The 14,745-nt window shown below is 74.3% G+C and carries 13 protein-coding genes; 4 read left to right on the forward strand and 9 right to left on the reverse strand.

What is annotated here, in order from left to right:
* Nucleotides 1-33: 33 nt before the first annotated feature.
* On the reverse strand, nt 34-978 hold the full coding sequence (locus PKA89_RS15560; protein WP_324421054.1) for a glycine betaine ABC transporter substrate-binding protein: 945 nt from the start codon (nt 976-978) through the stop codon (nt 34-36).
* Nucleotides 979-1,265: 287 nt separating this feature from the next.
* On the opposite strand from PKA89_RS15560, the gene purD reads away from it, so the two are divergent.
* A complete protein-coding gene (purD, locus tag PKA89_RS15565; protein ID WP_324421055.1) occupies nt 1,266-2,552 on the forward strand; it encodes a phosphoribosylamine--glycine ligase in 1,287 nt (428 codons plus the stop codon).
* A gap of 16 nt (nt 2,553-2,568) precedes the next feature.
* Here the strand turns inward: purD and PKA89_RS15570 are convergent, their stop codons facing one another.
* Both PKA89_RS15570 and PKA89_RS15575 read right to left on the reverse strand, forming a co-directional pair.
* The gene (locus PKA89_RS15570; protein WP_324421057.1) at nt 2,569-3,489 is read right to left on the reverse strand and encodes an LLM class F420-dependent oxidoreductase; all 921 of its coding nucleotides are present in this window, start codon (nt 3,487-3,489) and stop codon (nt 2,569-2,571) included.
* Between the two features lie 10 nt (nt 3,490-3,499).
* Nucleotides 3,500-4,933: an MFS transporter gene (locus PKA89_RS15575; RefSeq protein WP_324421059.1), complete on the reverse strand. Its 1,434-nt coding sequence runs from the start codon at nt 4,931-4,933 to the stop codon at nt 3,500-3,502.
* A gap of 55 nt (nt 4,934-4,988) precedes the next feature.
* Here PKA89_RS15575 and soxR point away from each other — a divergent pair, with 55 nt between their 5' ends.
* Nucleotides 4,989-5,444 carry a redox-sensitive transcriptional activator SoxR gene (gene soxR / locus PKA89_RS15580; protein ID WP_324421061.1) on the forward strand — a complete coding sequence of 152 codons (456 nt, stop codon included), beginning with the start codon at nt 4,989-4,991 and terminating at the stop codon, nt 5,442-5,444.
* 36 nt (nt 5,445-5,480) lie between these two features.
* Here soxR and PKA89_RS15585 read toward each other — a convergent pair whose 3' ends face one another.
* Both PKA89_RS15585 and PKA89_RS15590 read right to left on the reverse strand, forming a co-directional pair.
* On the reverse strand, nt 5,481-6,695 hold the full coding sequence (locus PKA89_RS15585; protein WP_324421063.1) for an MFS transporter: 1,215 nt from the start codon (nt 6,693-6,695) through the stop codon (nt 5,481-5,483).
* A 29-nt stretch (nt 6,696-6,724) separates the two neighbouring features.
* Nucleotides 6,725-7,174 carry a MarR family winged helix-turn-helix transcriptional regulator gene (locus tag PKA89_RS15590; protein WP_324421064.1) on the reverse strand — a complete coding sequence of 150 codons (450 nt, stop codon included), beginning with the start codon at nt 7,172-7,174 and terminating at the stop codon, nt 6,725-6,727.
* Between the two features lie 214 nt (nt 7,175-7,388).
* Between PKA89_RS15590 and PKA89_RS15595 the strand changes: the two genes are divergently transcribed.
* A complete protein-coding gene (locus PKA89_RS15595; protein ID WP_324421066.1) occupies nt 7,389-8,300 on the forward strand; it encodes a phosphoribosylaminoimidazolesuccinocarboxamide synthase in 912 nt (303 codons plus the stop codon).
* On the opposite strand, the gene PKA89_RS15600 is transcribed toward PKA89_RS15595, so the two are convergent.
* Genes PKA89_RS15600 through PKA89_RS15610 form a run of 3 tightly spaced genes read right to left on the reverse strand, consistent with a single transcriptional unit; the run spans nt 8,281 to nt 10,051 of the window.
* Nucleotides 8,281-9,051 carry an SDR family oxidoreductase gene (locus tag PKA89_RS15600; protein ID WP_324421068.1) on the reverse strand — a complete coding sequence of 257 codons (771 nt, stop codon included), beginning with the start codon at nt 9,049-9,051 and terminating at the stop codon, nt 8,281-8,283. The two genes, PKA89_RS15595 and PKA89_RS15600, sit on opposite strands and share 20 nt — an antisense overlap.
* Entirely contained in the window at nt 9,048-9,623 is a 576-nt protein-coding gene (locus PKA89_RS15605) for a TetR/AcrR family transcriptional regulator (protein WP_324421070.1), read from the reverse strand. Before PKA89_RS15605 ends, PKA89_RS15600 begins: the two co-directional genes overlap by 4 nt.
* The gene (locus PKA89_RS15610) at nt 9,620-10,051 is read right to left on the reverse strand and encodes an SRPBCC family protein (protein WP_324421072.1); all 432 of its coding nucleotides are present in this window, start codon (nt 10,049-10,051) and stop codon (nt 9,620-9,622) included. Before PKA89_RS15610 ends, PKA89_RS15605 begins: the two co-directional genes overlap by 4 nt.
* Before the next feature lie 123 nt (nt 10,052-10,174).
* On the opposite strand from PKA89_RS15610, the gene purL reads away from it, so the two are divergent.
* Nucleotides 10,175-14,074, forward strand: a complete 3,900-nt coding sequence (purL, locus tag PKA89_RS15615; RefSeq protein ID WP_324421074.1) for a phosphoribosylformylglycinamidine synthase — start codon at nt 10,175-10,177, stop codon at nt 14,072-14,074.
* Nucleotides 14,075-14,131: 57 nt separating this feature from the next.
* Here the strand turns inward: purL and PKA89_RS15620 are convergent.
* Nucleotides 14,132-14,745 (reverse strand): VCBS repeat-containing protein (locus tag PKA89_RS15620; RefSeq protein ID WP_324421076.1); only part of this gene is annotated, 614 nt, incomplete at its 5' end.

A 14,745-nucleotide genomic window follows, 5' to 3' on the forward strand; every position in this document is an offset into this window, starting at 1 on the left:
GGCGCCTCCGTCGGTGTCGGAGAGGGATCGGGCTCAGGTGATGCCGAGCTCGTCGACGTAGTCCTCGGCGACCTTGTCCGCCGAGTCGCCCTCGACGTCGACCTTGGCGTTCAGCTCCGCCATCTTCTTGTTGTCGAGCGGCGCGAGGATCTTCTCGGCCAGCGCGTCGTAGGTCTGCGCGTTCTTCGAGTAGGTCTCGTCCCGGAAGACGTAGGACACGTTGTAGAGGATGAAGACGCCCGGGTCCTCGACGAGGTCGAGGTTGAGGGCCGTGATCCGGCCGTCGGTCGTGAACACCTCGCCGAACTGGCAGGCGCCCTTGGCCGTCTCGGTGTAGACCAGCCCGGTGTCGAGGATCTTGATCTGGCTCTGCGGCACCTGGTAGCCCGTCGCGTCCTCGAAGAGCACCAAGCCGTCGGGACGGTCGGGGAACTCGGTCTCGAGGCAGAGCGTGGCGTCCTGGTGGGCCTTCAGGTAGTCGGCCATCTTCTGGAGGTCGAAGCCGCCCTCCTTCTTCGCCAGGTCGCCGTTGGCGGCGAACCCGTAGGTGTCGTTGAAGGGCGAGCTGCCGACCCACTTGAGCTGGTTCTTCGAGAGGTCCTCCTCGGCGACCTTCTCGTAGAGCGCCTTCGGGTCCTTGCCCGGGTCGTCGTGGCCGAGGTAGACCGTCCACCCCGTGCCGTTGTACTCGGGGGAGACCGTGATCTCACCCGAGGTGAGGGCCTTGCGGTTGACCGCCGACCCGCCGAGGTTGGTCTGGTCCGTGACGTCGGCGCCCTTGGCCTCGAGGGCCTTGACGAGGATCTTGCCGAGGAGGATGTTCTCGGTGAAGTCCTTGGACCCGACGGTGACCGAGACGCCGTCGAGGGCCTTGTCGTCGCCGCCGGAGCCACCGCCGTCGCTCCCGCAGGCCGTCAGCGCCAGGCCTGCCGTGAGGCCCACCGCCGTCAGGGCGAGAGAGTTCCTGCGAAGTCGCATGTGTGCGTACCACCGTTCGTGTCGTTCGCGAGTCGTGCGTTGCGTGTGTGTTCGGTTTCGTGTCGTGCCGCGACCGGTCGAGCACCGGGGGCGGGCGCACGTCGAGGTGCGCCGGTCGTGACGGGGCCCGAGGGCGACGGCCTCCCCACCCTCGGTGCTGGGGTGCGGCCGATGCCAATTCCTCGGCAGGTCGTGACCCAACCGTGACCCCGTACCCCGACAGGCGTCCACATCCCGGGACTCGGCGTCCGACGCACGGGACGAGGAGCGGGCCCTAGGCTGCTGTCGTGAAGGTCCTCGTCATCGGTTCCGGTGCCCGCGAGCACGCCGTCGTCCGGGCCCTGGCCCTCGACTCCGCCGTCGACGCGGTGGTCGCCGCCCCGGGCAACCCCGGCATCGAGGCGGTCGCGCTGTGCGAGCCGCTGCCCGGCGGGGTCACCGACGCGGATGCCGTCGTCGACCTCGCCCGCCGGCACGACGTCGGGCTGGTCGTCGTCGGTCCGGAGGCGCCGCTCGTGGCCGGTGTCGCCGACGCGGTGCGGGCGGCCGGCTTCGCGTGCTTCGGGCCCTCGGCCGAGGCGGCGCGGCTCGAGGGCAGCAAGGCCTTCGCCAAGGAGGTGATGTCGGCCGCCGACGTGCCGACCGCGATGGCGCACGTCTGCACGAACGAGGACGAGGTCGCGGAGGCCCTCGACGCCCTCGGTGCGCCGCACGTCGTCAAGGACGACGGGCTGGCCGCGGGCAAGGGGGTGGTCGTCACCGACGACCGCGCCGCCGCGCTCGAGCACGCCCGGGCCTGCCTGGCGAAGCCGGACGGCCGGGTCGTCGTCGAGGAGTTCCTCGACGGCCCCGAGGTGTCCCTCTTCTGCGTCTGCGACGGGCAGACGGTGCGGCCGCTCGCGCCGGCCCAGGACTTCAAGCGGGTCGGCGACGGCGATGCCGGCCCGAACACCGGGGGGATGGGCGCCTACAGCCCGCTCGACTGGGCGCCCGCCGGCCTCGCCGACGACGTCGTCGCGCGCATCGCGCAGCCGGTCGTCGACGAGATGGCCAAGCGGGGCACGCCCTTCGCCGGGGTCCTCTACGTCGGGCTCGCGCTGACCGTCCGCGGGCCGCGCGTCATCGAGTTCAACGTGCGCTTCGGCGACCCGGAGACCCAGGTGGTCCTCGACCGGCTGCGCACCCCGCTCGGGCAGCTGCTCCTCGCGGCGGCCGAGGGGCGCCTCGCCGAGGCGGAGCCGCTGCGCTGGTCCGACGAGCACGCCGTGACGGTCGTCGTGGCGGCCCGGGACTACCCGGCGACCCCACACACCGGTGACCCCGTCACGGGGCTCGACACCCTGCCCGGCGAGCCGGACGCGTACGTCCTCCACGCGGGCACGGCGCGCGACGCCGACGGCGTGCTGGTGTCGTCCGGTGGCCGGGTGCTCTCGGTCGTCGGGCGGGGCGCGACCCTCGGCCTGGCCCGCGCGCGCGCCTACGCCGCGGTCGACGCCGTCGGGCTCGACGGGTCGCACCATCGACGCGACATCGCCGAGCGGGCCGAGCGCGGCGAGGTCACGGTCCCGGCCTGACCGGCCTCCGGCGGCGTCAGCCGGTCAGGGCGGCGTGCGCGTCGGCGAGGTGGTCGAGGTCGTGCAGGTCGAGCACCTGGAGGTAGAGGCGCGCCGCCCCGGCCTCGGCGAGCCGCCCGGCCCGGTCGCGGACCTCCTCCGGGGTGCCGGCGAGCCCGTTCGCGCGCAGCTCGGCGGCGTCCCGGCCGATGGCGGCGGCGCGGCGGCGCACGGTGGCGTCGTCGCGACCGACGCAGAGCACCTGGGCGGCGCTGTGCACCAGGCTCAAGGGGTCGCGGCCGTGCTCGTCGCACACCCGGTCGACCCGGGCGAAGAGCTCGCGGGTCTCCTCCACCGACGAGAACGGCACGTTGAACTCGGCCGCGTACCGCGCGGCGAGCGACGGCGTGCGTCGCTTCCCCGCCCCGCCGACGATGATCGGCACCCCGCCCGGCTGGACGGGCTTCGCGAGCGCAGGCGAGTCGCTCACCGGGTAGTGCGAGCCGTCGTGCTCGTACGTCGAGCCGGCCGGCGCCGACCACAGCCCGGTGATGACCGCCAGCTGCTCCTCGAGGCGGTCGAACCGCTCGCGCAACGGCGGGAACGGGATGCCGTAGGCGTGGTGCTCCTTCTCGAACCATCCGGCGCCGAGGCCGAGCTCCACCCGGCCACCGCTCATCTGGTCGACCCCGGCGACGGCCACGGCGAGCGGGCCGGGCAGGCGGAAGGTCGCCGAGGTCACGAGCGTGCCGAGCCGGATGCGGGTCGTCTCGCGGGCCAGCCCGGCCAGCGTCGTCCACGCGTCGGTCGGGCCGGGTGTGCCGTCGCCGGACATGTGCAGGTAGTGGTCGGACCGGAAGAACGCGTCGTAGCCGAGGTCCTCCGCGGCCCGGGCGACCGCGAGGAGGTCGTCGTAGGTGGCACCCTGCTGCGGCTCGGTGAAGATGCGGAGGTCCATGCCCCCCACGCTACGCAGCGGGGGCGGCGACCTCATCCCGGGCCCGGCGCACCCGCGGTCCGCCGGCGGCGACGACGAGCGCGACCGCCGCGCCGACCACCATGAGGGTGGCGTACCGCGGGCCGTCCATCCCCGGCCCGAACCAGGCGACGACCCCGCCGACGAGCCCGGTCTGGAGGGCCACGCCGGTCGAGACGGCCAGTCCCTGTGCGGCGCTGGCCCGCCCGCGCTCGGCCGCGGGTGCGTGCTCGAGCAGCTCGGTCGAGAGGGTGGGGGAGAGGATGCCCATCCCGGTCGCGGCGGCGGCCCAGCCGACCATCCCGAGGGGCAGGCCGACGAGGTCGAGGGCGAGCAGGACCGGGCCGACCGCCCCGAGGGCGATGAGCAGGCCTCCGGCGCGGATGCGGGCGCCGGGGCCGACCCGTGCCTGCACGGCCCCGGTGCTGTTGAGCCACGAGCCGAAGGCCCAGAGCACCCCGGTCACCGACAGCGAGACGCCGGCGACGCCGGCCGAGACGTGGTGGGTCGTCACGAGCATCAGGGGCAGCACCGCGCCGACCCCGGTGAACGCGGCCGACGTGAGCAGGCGCAGGCCGACCACCGCCGGGAGGCCGGGGACGAGCCGGGCGGTGCCGCGGGGCAGCGCCCGGCTGGCGGCGGCGAGGACGAGCAGCGCGCCGGCCAGCACGACGACGAGCCCGGTGGCCCGCGTCGACGGGGCCTCGAGCAGGGGCGCGGCGAAGGTGGTGACCGCCAGGCCGGCGGCCAGCGCGAGGGACGCGGCGAGCCGGCTGCGGGCCCCCGAGTCCTGCGCGGGTGTCGCGCCCTCGGTCGGCCCGCCCTGCCGGAGCGCCGGGCGCAGCAGCCACAGCGCGGGGGCCACGACGAGGAGCGGCCCGGCGAACACCCACCGCCAGCCGGCGAGCGCCTCGACCGCGCCCGCGAACCCCGGGCCGAGCAGGGACGGGAGGATCCAGGCGGCGGCGAAGGAGGCGAACACCTTCGCGCGCAGCGACTCCGGCAGGGCCTGCGCGACGAGCACCATGAGTGTCGTGTCGATGACCGCCTCGGCCGCGCCGGAGAGGCCCCGGCCGGCCACGAACACGGTCATCGACGGGGCGAGGGCCGAGACGACCTGGGCGACGGCGAAGAGGCCGATGCCCGCGAGCAGGACCCGGCGCGCGCCGTGCCGGTCGGTCCAGCCGCCGGAGAGCGCCATCGCGACCGTGAAGGTGACGAGCGAGGCACCCGTCGAGGCGCCGAACAGCGCCCAGCCGTCGAGGTCGCGGACGACGACGGGCAGCACGGTCTGGACGGCGCGGTTCTCGAAGGCGGCGAGGGTGACGAGCGCGACGACGCCGACGACGACCGGCAGGTGGCGGCGGTCGAGCAGCCGCTCGTGGGCGGCGGCGGGCACGGTGGAGGTGTCGTCGGTCGCGGTCACGGAGTGATCCTGCTACCTCAAGCGCACCTGAGGTCAAAGGGAATATCCTTGACGGATGGACCGACACGACCTGCTCGCCATCGGCGAGGTCGCCGAACGCTCCGGCGTCAGCGTGCCGACCGTGCGCTTCTACGAGGAGAAGGGACTCATCCGCTCGGTGCGCAACGGCGGCAACCAGCGCCGGTTCGAGCGGCACGTGCTGCGACGCATCGCCGTGGTCCGGGCCGGCCAGCGGTTCGGCCTCAGCCTCGCCGAGATCGGTGACGCGCTCGCCGGCCTGCCCGTCGACCACCCGCCGACCAAGCGCGACTGGGAGCGCCTGTCCCGCACATGGCACGACGCCCTCACCGCGCGCATCGAGGCGATGGAACGGGTGCGCGACGGCTTGTCGTCGTGCATCGGCTGCGGCTGCCTGTCCCTGCGCTCCTGCCCGGTCTACAACCACGACGACGAGCTGGCCGTCGAGGGTCCGGGCGCCCGGCGCTGGCCGGCGGCGGCCCGGGGCGACTGACCCACGCGGGTCCGCGGCGCAGGCCGCCGGTGCGGCTCAGGCGGTCCCGAGCGTCACGGCCTCCGCCTCGTCCTCGGACTCGATCGGCTCGGCCCCGTGTCCCGGCTGGTCGTCGATGGTCCGGACGAACCGGTGTCCGGTCGAGAGGACCGCGACCGCGAGGAGCACCGCTCCGGCGCCGACCCAGAACGGGAGGTGCACCGAGCGCTCACCGAGCCTCCCGGCGAGCCAGGGGGCGACGGCGCCGCCGCTGAACCGGACGAAGCTGTACGCCGCCGACGCGACGCCGCGCTCGATCGGGGCCACCTTCATGACCGTCTCGGTGATGAGCGTGTTGTTGATGCCGAGGAAGCCGCCGGCCAGGACGACGCCCGTGACGAGGACGGCCTTCTGGTCGGTGAACAGGGCCATCACGGCGAGAATGGCGGCGAAGCCCAGGAGCGCGGCCACCATCCCGGTGAAGGTGCCGACGTGCCGCTGGACCCACGGGGCGACGACGACGCTGGCCAGCGCGAGCAGCAGGCCCCAGCCGAAGAACACGAGGCCGGTGCCGTGCGCCGACATGTCGAGCGGGAACGGCGTGAAGGCCAGCAGCGTGAAGAAGCCGAAGTTGTAGAGCAGCGCGGTGAGCCCGACGGTGAGCAGCCCCCGGTGGCGCAGCGCCTTGAGCGGCGCGCTCAGCGGGGTGGGCTGCGGCCGCTGGTCACCGGCCGGGAGGGTGCTCCACGTCGCGACGAGCGCGACGAACATCAGGGCGCTGACGCCGAAGAACGGTCCGCGCCAGGAGATCCCGCCCAGGACGCCTCCCACCAGCGGGCCGGCGGCGATGCCGAGGCCGAGGGCGGCCTCGTAGAGGATGATCGCCTGCGCGACCGAGCCGCGGGCGGCGTTGACGATCGTCGCGAGCGCCGTGGCGATGAAGAGTGCGTTGCCCAGGCCCCAGACGGCCCGGAAGCCGACGATGCCGCCCACGCTGTCCTGCATCCCGGCGAGGCCGGCGCCGACGATGATGATGGCCAGCCCGACGAGCAGGGTGCGCTTGGCGCCGATCCGGCTCGAGACCCATCCGGTGACGAGCATCGCGACGCCCATGACCGCCATGTAGCTCGTGAAGAGCAGGGAGACCTGCGACGGGCTCGCACCGAGCTGGTCGGCGATCGGCTTGAGGATGGGGTCGACGAGGCCGATCCCCATGAAGGCGACGACGCAGGCGAACGCGACGCTCCAGACGGTCTTCGGTTGACGCCACATGGGCTGGTGGTCCTCTCGGGTGGTGGTGGTCAGGAGGTCGTGCGCGCGGGCTCGTGCCCGGCGGCGGAGCGGGTCGCCTCGACGAGCTCGCTGAGCAGGCTCGTAGCGGCCCGCAGCCGCTCGGGGTCGAGGCCTTCGAGCACCGGGCGCAGGGCCGCCGCACGGGCGCGGCGGGCCCCGGCGAGCGCCTCGTGCCCCGCGGCGGTGAGGGACACGAGGCTCGCCCGGCCGTCGACCGGGTCGGTGGTGCGGGTGGCCCAGCCCTCGGCCTCGAGGCGCTGGACCTGGGTGGTCATCGTCGGCTGGCTCGTGTCGTCGGCGGCGGCGAGGGTGGTGACCCGGGCCGGCCCGAGCTCCTCGAGCAGCGACAGCACGCGGGCCTGGGCCCACGGGATCTCGAGGTCGGCGTGCCGGCTGGCCCACCGGGAGAGCCCGGCGGCCGAGCGCAGCAGCGCATTGGCGAGGTCGTCCGTCTGCACCTCCCCAGATTACATAGGCAACCTATTCAAATCAAGTCGGCCGTCACGCCCGGGCGTCTGGCGAGCCGGCCTCCCCCGGGAACGGTGCGCCTCGCCCCGGGACGGTCCTCGGGTGAAGCGCGGCCGTATCGGGTGACCCGATACGCGTGGAGCGCGTGGGGTTCGGGCGGCGGAGGAGGGCGCGGCGCGCTCGGGGGGCTGGAAGGATGGGCCCATGGTCGACGCCTCGACGCCCACGCCCGACGCCGCGCCGGTCCTCGACGGGTACGCCCACGTCTACTCGGGCAAGGTGCGTGACCTCTACGCGCCGCTCGACGACGCCGGCGCCCCCCGCGAGGACCTCCTGCTCCTCGTGGCGTCCGACCGCATCTCGGCCTTCGACTTCGTCCTCGACACCCCGGTGCCCGGCAAGGGCGAGGTGCTGACCCGGATGTCGCTCTGGTGGTTCGAGCAGCTCGCCGGCCTCGTCCCGAACCACGTCGTCTCCACCGACGTGCCGGACGCCGTCCGCGGCCGGGCCGTCCTCGTCCGCCGCCTCGAGATGCTCCCGGTCGAGTGCGTCGCCCGGGCCTACCTCACCGGCGGGGGCCTGCGCGAGTACCGGGCCGACGGCACGGTGAGCGGGCTGACCCTCCCCGAGGGGCTGACCGACGGATCGCGCCTGCCCGAGCCCCTGTTCACCCCCTCGACCAAGGCGCCGTCCGGCCAGCACGACGAGCCGATGTCGTTCGCGGAGGTCGAGGCGGCCGTCGGTCCCGACCTCGCGGCCCGCGCCCGCGACCTGACGACCCGGATCCTGGCCCGCGGCAACGAGATCGCCGGCGAACGCGGCATCCTCATCGCCGACACCAAGGTCGAGTTCGGCGTCGACGACGGCGCGCTGGTCCTCGCCGACGAGGTGCTGACCCCCGACTCCTCCCGCTTCTGGCCGGCCGACCAGTGGGAGCCCGGCCACCCCCAGCCGAGCTTCGACAAGGAGTTCGTCCGCGAGTGGCTCCTCTCGCCGGCGAGCGGGTGGGACAAGGCGTCCGGCGAGGCGCCGCCGCCGCTCCCGCTCGACGTGCTCGAGCGCACCCGCGCGAAGTACGTCGAGGCCTACGAGCGGCTCACCGGCCGCCGGTTCTGACCCAGTCCTCGAAGCGGCGGCCGTCGCGCGGCACGTCCGCGGCCGGCAGCAGGCCGGTGCGCAGCCCGGCCGTCGGCGCGGGCAGCCCGACGACCCGGACCCCGCTTCCCTCGCGGGCGGCGAGGGCGCGGGCCATCGTCGTCGCGTCCGTGCGCTCGGGTCCGGCCAGCTGCCGGACGACCGGCCCGTCGGAGGTGGCCGGTCCCGAGGTCGGACCGGCCTCGACGACGTCGGAGACGAGGTCGGCGACGGCGTCCGGGTGCACCGGCTGCAGGCCCATCCGCGGCACGAGGGCGAACCGGCCCACCCGGATCTGGTGGAGGAAGGTCTCGGCGAGGGTGAACCAGGCGGTGGTCCGCACGACGGTGACGGGAACCCGCGCGGTGGCGTACCCCGCCTCCTGGGCCGCCTTGCCGGCGTAGTACCCCGTCGCCCGGGAGACCGCCGGCTCGGTGACGTTGACGATGGACACCGCCACGACGTGCGGGACGCGCGCGGCGGCGGTCGTCTCCGCGACCGTCCGGGCGGCCCGGCCGAAGAAGGCCACCGCCCGGCGGCGGGAGAGGGTGGTGAGGTTGAGGCAGTCGACGAGGCAGTCGGCGCCCTCACAGGTGCGGAGCAGGCGGTCCGGCACGGTGACGTCGACCCCCGTCGCCCGGGACGCGCGCACGACGTCGTGCCCGCGCGCCTCGAGCCGGTCGGCCACCCGGGCCCCCATCGCGCCGCTGCCCCCCAGCACCACGACCCTCATCGCCCCTCCTCGAGCTCGCGCCGGACCATCGTGGTCCAGCCTGCCATCGCCCGGTCCGCCGCGGCACGGTCGCCGGTGACGGCCACCTCGAAGAGCAGGCCGCGGGCCATCGCGAGGGACTGCAGGGCGAGCGTCTCGGCGGCGCCGTCGCCGACACCGAGGTCCCGGTAGGCCCGCGCCAGCACCGGCAGCCATCCCTCGCCGAACCAGCGACGCAGCGGTTCGGCGTGCGGCTCGCCGCGCATCGCGTGGGTGGACAGCTCGAAGAAGAGCGGAGCGAAGACGGCAGCCCGGTCGGCGACGCGGGCCCAGAACAGGGCGCCGGCCTCGAAGGGGTCCTCGGTCGTCGCCGACAGTCCGAGGAGCGCCTCCTGCTCGGAGCGCTCCACCGCCTCGACGACCGCTCCGAGCAGGCCGCTGCGAGAGCCGAAGTGGTAGTTGAGCATCCGGTGGCTCGTGCCGATGCCGGCGGCGAGCGTGCGCAGGCTGGTGTCGCCGACGCCGTGCTCGGCGAACCAGGCCACGGCTCGCGCCAGCAGCTCGTCCCGGCCGCCGGGCCGCGGCGGCGTCACGCGCCGGTGGTGCGGGCGGCGGCGGTCGCCTCCAGGGCCGCCGCCTCGCGGGTGACGTAGTCGAGGCTCTTGCGCCCGACGAACGCCCGGACGATCCCGGCGAGCGGACCCTCCCAGCGGATCCCCAGCCGGATCGTCGTCCCGTCGGGACCCTCCTGGAGCTCGTGCGTCCCGGTGGTGCGGATCCCGACTGCGCGCGACTCCCAGGTGAACGAGCGCCCGGGGACCCACTCGGTGATGGTCCACGTCGCGCGCGGCAGTCCGGGCTGCTCGACGGCGTACGCGGCGCCGACCTCGTCCGGCCGCTCCGGCTCGAGGGGGGTGACGGACTCGACGGTGGGCAGCCACGAGGCCCAGTCGCGGACTCCGGACATCACCGGCCAGAGGGCCGGCGCAGGAAGGGTGGTGGGGCGCGAGACGTCGATCATGTACCAGATGGTACACCGCGCTCGCCCGGTCCTGGTCCGGCGGCCGGGCGGTGCGCCGCCGCCGGTAGCCTGAGCACCGGCAGATCGCCACCCGCGCCGCACCCCCCTCGGGAGACACCCGCCATGGCCTCGTCGCACGACCTCGTGCTGACCACCGTCCCCGGGGGCGCCGCCCTCTCGAGCTTCCGCGCGACCGGCGTGCTCGCCCGGCTGCGCGTCGTCGCGCCGCAGGTGTCGTCGGTTGCCGCCCGGTACGTCCACTGGGTCGCGAGCGACGAGGCCCTCGACCCGGTCACGACGTCGACGGTCGAGCGGCTGCTCACCTACGGCGAGCCGTTCGGGGGTGTCCCGGAGGCACCCCACGCCGCCCTCGTCGTCGTCGCTCCGCGCCTCGGCACCCTCTCGCCGTGGGCCTCGAAGGCCACCGACATCGCGCACAGCTGCGGAGTCGCGGTCCGGCGGGTCGAGCGGGTGACGGAGTACCACCTCGGGTGCGACGCCCCGCTCACCGAGGAGCAGTGGGCCCGGTGCGCCGACGTCCTCCACGACCGGATGACCGAGTCCGCCCTCCCGTCGCGCGACGCGGCGGCCGGTCTGTTCGACATCGCGGACGCCGACCCGATGGTGCACGTCGACGTGCTCGGCCGGGGTCGCGCGGCGATCGAGGAGGCCGACCGCGACTTCGGGCTCGCCCTCTCCGACGACGAGGTCGACTACCTCGTCGACGCGTTCACGGCCCTGCGCCGGAACCCGACCGACGTCGAGCTCATGATGTTCGCCCAGGCGAACTCGGAGCACTGCCGGCACAAGATCTTCAACGCCGACTTCGTCATCGACGGTGAGCCGCAGGCTCGTTCGCTGTTCGGCATGATCCGCCACACCGAGGAGGTCGCGGGCGCCGGCACGGTCGTCGCGTACAAGGACAACGCCTCCGTCATGGAGGGCGGGCCGCGCACCCGCTGGCTGCCCGAGGCCACCGACGGTCCGAGCCCGTACCGCGGTCGCGAGGGCGAGGTGCACGTCCTCATGAAGGTCGAGACGCACAACCACCCGACCGCCATCAGTCCCTTTCCCGGAGCGGCCACCGGCGCGGGCGGTGAGATCCGCGACGAGGGCGCGACCGGCCGCGGCTCCCAGCCGAAGGCCGGGCTCACCGGCTTCGCGGTCTCCAACCTGCATCTGCCCGGCACCGACGAGCCCTGGGAGGGAACGGAGTACGGCGCCCCCAGCCACATCGCCAGCCCCCTCGACATCATGGTCGAGGGCCCGATCGGCGCGGCGGCGTTCAACAACGAGTTCGGGCGGCCGGGCGTCGGCGGCTTCTTCCGGGTCTACGAGCAGACCGTCGACGGCGTCCGCCGCGGCTACCACAAGCCGATCATGTCCGCTGGTGGCCTGGGCACCATCAGCGCAGACCTGACCGAGAAGGTCACCTTCCCCGCGGGCACGCTGCTCGTGCAGCTCGGCGGTCCCGGCATGCGCATCGGGATGGGCGGGGGCGCCGCCTCGTCGATGGCCGCGGGGGCCAACGCGGCAGACCTCGACTTCGACTCCGTCCAGCGCGGCAACCCCGAGATGGAGCGGCGGGCCCAGGAGGTCATCAACCACTGCTGGAGCCTCGGCCCCGAGGGGAACCCGATCCTCGCGATCCACGACGTGGGCGCCGGTGGGCTCTCCAACGCCTTCCCCGAGCTCGTCGACGGCGCCTTCCTCGGTGCGCGCTTCGACCTCTCCGCGGTCCCGCTCGAGGAGTCCGGTCTCGCGCCGAAGGAGGTGTGGTGCAACGAGTCCCAGGAGCGGTACGTCGTCGCCGTCGCACCGGAGTCGCTCGCCCGGTTCGCCGCGCTCTGCGACCGCGAGCGGTGCCCCCACGCCGTCGTCGGGGTGGCCCGAGACGACGGGCAGCTCGTCCTCGCGGACGGTCCCGAGGACGTCCCCGGCGAGGACCGGCCGATCGACATGCCGATGGAGACCCTCCTCGGCAAGCCGCCGCGGATGACGCGCGACGTCACCCGGGTCGAGCGACACGGAGACGACCTCGACCTGGCCGGCCTCGACGTCCGCGAGGCGGCCTACGCGGTCCTCCGGCACCCGACCGTCGCGTCCAAGCGCTTCCTCGTGACGATCGCGGACCGCACCGTCGGCGGGCTGACCCACCGCGACCAGATGGTCGGGCCGTGGCAGGTGCCGGTGGCCGACGTCGCGGTGACCCTTGCCGACCACGTCGGCTTCGCGGGAGAGGCCATGGCGAGCGGGGAGCGGATGCCGCTGGCGGCGGTCGACGCGCCCGCCTCCGGCCGGATGGCGGTGGGCGAGGCGCTGACCAACCTGCTCGCGGCGCCGGTGGCCGCTCTCGGGCGGGTCAAGCTCTCCTGCAACTGGATGGCCGCCTGCGGCGAACCGGGTGAGGACGCCGCGCTCTACGACACCGTCCGCGCCGTCGGGATGGAGCTGTGCCCGGCGCTCGGCATCTCCGTGCCGGTCGGCAAGGACTCGCTCTCGATGCGCACTCGGTGGACCGACCCGATGGGGGACGCGAAGCAGGTCACCTCGCCGGTGTCGCTCGTCGTCACCGCCTTCGCCTCGCTCCCGGACGTCCGCGGCACGTGGACCCCGCAGCTGCGCGACGGCTCGGCCCTCGTCCTGGTCGACCTCGGCGCCGGCCGCGACCGGCTCGGCGGCTCGATGCTCGCCCAGGTGTCCGGCGCCTTCGGCCGCGAGGTCCCCGACCTCGACGACCCCCAGCGGGTCGTCGCGCTCGCGACGGCTCTGTGTGAGCTGCGCGAGCAGGGCCTCGTCACGGCCTACCACGACCGCTCCGACGGTGGCCTCTGGGCCGCGGCCTGCGAGATGGCGTTCGCGGGCGGGATGGGCCTGGACCTCGAGGTCCGTTCCGTTGCAGCCCTGTTCGCCGAGGAGCTGGGCGTCGTCCTGGGGGTGGCCCAGGGCGACGCCGACACGGTCGTCGACGTCCTCACCGGCCACGGCCTCGGGGACCTCACCTCGGTCGTCGGGCGCACCGTCAGCGAGCGACGGGTGCGGGTGCGGGCGGCCGGCGGGGTGTTGGTCGACGAGTCGGTGCGCGACCTCGCGCAGGCCTGGGACGAGGTCTCGTGGCGCATCTCGGTGCTGCGCGACAACCCCGGCGCCGCCGACGAGGAGCACGCCGCGGTCGGCGCCGACGACGACGGTGGGCTCGTCGTCGCGCCCACCTTCGACCCCACCGACGACGTGGCCGCGCCGTACGTCGCGACCGGCGTGCGGCCGAAGGTCGCCGTCCTGCGCGAGCAGGGTGTCAACAGCCACGTCGAGACGGCGTTCATGCTCGACCGGGCCGGCTTCGACGCCTACGACGTGCACATGACCGACCTCCAGGCGGGCCGGGCGCACCTCTCCGACTTCCACGGGCTGGTGGCCGCCGGCGGCTTCTCGTACGGCGACACCCTCGGCGCCGGGGAGGGATGGGCCCGCTCGGTCCTGTTCTCCGAGGACCTCACCGAGCAGTTCCACGACTTCTTCCACCGCGACGGCACGTTCGGGCTCGGCATCTGCAACGGGTGCCAGATGTTCGCGGCCCTCGCCGACCTCGTCCCCGGCGCCGAGGCGTGGCCGCGGTTCACCCGTAACCGCTCCGAGCAGTACGAGGCACGACTCACCCAGGTCGAGGTGCTCGACTCCCCGTCGGTGCTCATGGCCGGGATGGCCGGCAGCCGCATCCCCATCGTGGTGGCGCACGGAGAGGGCTTCGCGAACTTCTCGGCTCGGGGCGACCTCGGCACGGTGCACCAGGTCGCGCGCTTCGTCGACCACCGCGGCGGGCCGGCGACCACCCACCCGCACAACCCGAACGGGTCGCCCGGAGGGCTGACCGCGGTGACGACGGCCGACGGCCGGTTCACCGCGATGATGCCCCACCCGGAGCGGGTCTCCCGCAACGTCCAGATGTCGTGGACCAGTGGGCCGGTCGAGGCCGACAGCCCCTGGCTGCGGATGTTCCGCAACGCCCGCGTCTTCGTGGGGTGAGCAGGCGGGGGCCAGGCCCTGCACCACGGGGTGCAGGGCCTGGCCGGTCGCGACGGGTCAGGAGACCAGTGCGGTCATCGCGCTCCAGCCGGTTCCGACGCGCACCCGTGGCAGCCATCCGCCGCGGCCGTTGCCGGGGTAGAGCCAGAGCTGGCCGAGGGTGTCGCGGGCCAGGAGGTCGGCCTTGCCGTCGCCGGTGAGGTCGCCCGGTCCGGCGAGGGCGGTCATGGCGTTCCAGCCGGTTCCGACGCGCACTCGTGGCAGCCATCCGCCGGGGCCGTTGCCGGGGTAGAGCCAGAGCTGGCCGAGGGTGTCGCGGGCCAGGAGGTCGGCCTTGCCGTCGCCGGTGAGGTCGCCCGGTCCGGCGAGGGCGGTCATGGCGTTCCAGCCGGTTCCGACGCGCACTCGTGGCAGCCATCCGCCGCGGCCGTTGCCGGGGTCGCTCGTGATCCAGGCCCCCTGCAGCGGGATCGGCCAGACGGTGCGTCCGTCGACCGGGTTGGTCGTCGCCGCGACGCCGGTGACCGCTGTGTACGACACCGGTTGCACGCAGTACTCGGTGCTCTCGGCGGTCTCGGTGGTGGCCGGAACGACGTACTTCTCGAGGATCGGCGCTCCATCGGTGTCGCGCAGGGCGATCACCAGGTCGGAGTAGAGCGATCCCGTCGTCG

The sequence above is a fragment of the Phycicoccus sp. genome (genome assembly GCF_035325325.1).
Lineage (GTDB): Bacteria > Actinomycetota > Actinomycetes > Actinomycetales > Dermatophilaceae > Phycicoccus.